The following is a 1,920-nucleotide window of genomic DNA, read 5'->3' as shown; positions in this document are numbered from 1 at the left end:
CTGCGCGACAATCCGCCTGACCCGGAGGCCAACGACAAGACGCCGCCCCTCAGGCCAGCAGGCTCGTGTTTACGGACGACAGGCCGGAAGCGATGCACTGCATCAAATACATCAGGGGCGTTTCTGGACGAGTTGCAGGGCAGACGGATCGGATCGGCCATTTCTACGGAAACAGCAAGCCGCGCCTGCACCTGCCATTGAACTTCGCACTGCTTGACTCGGAATGGCGCGCGATCTCGCTTCAGGCTACGATCGATGCCTATTTCAATGCGCTTCAGCAAGGTGCCTGGCCGGCCTTCGTGATCGGCGGTCATGACAAGCACCGGGTCGCCAGAAAGGTGCGGCAGGCTCAGGCTCAATTCTTGCGATGCTGTTAATGACCATTAGAGGGACGCCGTTTCTCGCCGGGGATGAGATGGGCTCCGAGCAGGTGCAGATTCCATAGGAGAGGACCCAAGACGGCTCATGAAGGGATTTGACCTCGGTCACGACCCCGAGCGGGCACCCTTGCGTCGGGATGACACGGAGGGAAGCGGATTTGCCGGTGGCAAACCCTGGTTGCCGTTAAGCCGGGATCGCACCCGCAATATCAAAGGACAACAGAGCGATCGGAATTCGCTCTTGAACCTCTACCGTGAACTCATTGCATTGCGTCGGGAGGAGCCTTGCCTGTCGCAGGGAGAGTATCTGCCACGCCGCGCAAAGAACGACGTCTTTTCGTTCGGGCGCAGGATGAACGATACGGAAATCCTCGTTGGAGAACCACGGCTTTGGGAGCGGGAAGGCTGCGGCGTCCGATTGTTATCTACCGGGCTAGACTGCAAGCAGGAGAAGGTAGCGGGAGACCGATCCACCTGAAGCCGAACCAAGGAGTCATCGTCAAAGTAGGTCGTTGAGCCCGCCGTGGAGCCGACGGTCAGGCAATTGAAATTCCGGCAATGCATGGACCGACCAGAAGATGCGCCTCAGCGCTTTTCGCGGCGTCCCCGCATGCTGTCGTGAAAGAGGTTCTGAGGACAGATATGATCGGGGGAGACGCTGTCCGCTGTGGCCAAGTGGTGCAATCCCGCCAACCCTCCCAATGGAACCCTTTTTCCGCCCTCCCGTTGGCTCTCTTTGAGAGGATGCGTCATGAATGTGCGAGATGAATATACGCAATCGCTCTGGATGGATGTTCCTGTGGTCGAAGCTCCCAGCCTGTCGGGATCCGAGCGGGCGGACGTGGTTGTGGTCGGTTCTGGCATTGCGGGGCTGTCGGTGGCCTATGAGCTTGTTAGCCGCGGGCGTTCCGTGATCGTGCTGGATCGCGGCAGCATCGGCAGTGGCATGACAGCGCGCACGACCGCGCATCTCGCTACGGCGCTGGACGACTATTACAAGGAACTCGTTAGCGTGCGCGGCGAGGAATGTGCGCGCCTCTATTACCAGAGCGTCATGGCCGCCATCAGCCGAGCCGAAGCAATCCAGGATCTCGAAAACATCGACTGCGATTTTTGCCGGATCGACGGTCTCTGGGTCCCGGCACCGGAGACACCGAGGTCCCTGCTTGATGAGGAACTCGAGTGCTGCCAGCGGCTCGGAATTCCCGTCGAGGACCGCATGGCGCCGACGCCGTTTCACTCCGATGGCATGGTGCGTTCGTTGCGCTTCCCCGGGCAGGCGCGCTTTCATCCCACGAAATATCTCGCGGGTCTTGCAAGCGCCCTGCAGCGCGCCGGCGCAAAACTTTACGCCGACAGCTGTGTCGAGAGCATCGAGCACAAGCTGGACGATATCGTGGTGAAAGTTTCGTCCGGGCACGAGGTGCGGGCCACCGACGTAGTGGTTGCGACGAACTCTCCGGTCAATCTTGAAGTCGCTATTCACACCAAACAGGCGCCGTATCGCACTTACGTCATCGTGGGGAAGCTGCCGGGCGGC

3 protein-coding genes are annotated in these 1,920 nt (G+C 60.1%); 2 read left to right on the top strand and 1 reads right to left on the bottom strand.

The genetic code is table 11. The annotated features are described in order from the left end of the window. Positions 1–359 (bottom strand): hypothetical protein (locus tag AKL29_RS44280; protein WP_244481710.1); only part of this gene is annotated, 359 nt, incomplete at its 3' end. A 106-nt stretch (positions 360–465) separates the two neighbouring features. Here AKL29_RS44280 and AKL29_RS44275 point away from each other — a divergent pair. Together AKL29_RS44275 and AKL29_RS44270 are read left to right on the top strand one after the other, a co-directional pair. After that, entirely contained in the window at positions 466–858 is a 393-nt protein-coding gene (locus AKL29_RS44275) for an alpha-amylase family glycosyl hydrolase (RefSeq protein ID WP_244481709.1), read from the top strand. Between the two features lie 273 nt (positions 859–1,131). Further along, positions 1,132–1,920 (top strand): NAD(P)/FAD-dependent oxidoreductase (locus AKL29_RS44270; RefSeq protein ID WP_244481708.1); only part of this gene is annotated, 789 nt, incomplete at its 3' end.

The organism is Bradyrhizobium pachyrhizi, assembly GCF_001189245.1.
Lineage (GTDB): Bacteria > Pseudomonadota > Alphaproteobacteria > Rhizobiales > Xanthobacteraceae > Bradyrhizobium > Bradyrhizobium pachyrhizi.
This window is presented reverse-complemented; position numbering and strand designations above follow the sequence as displayed.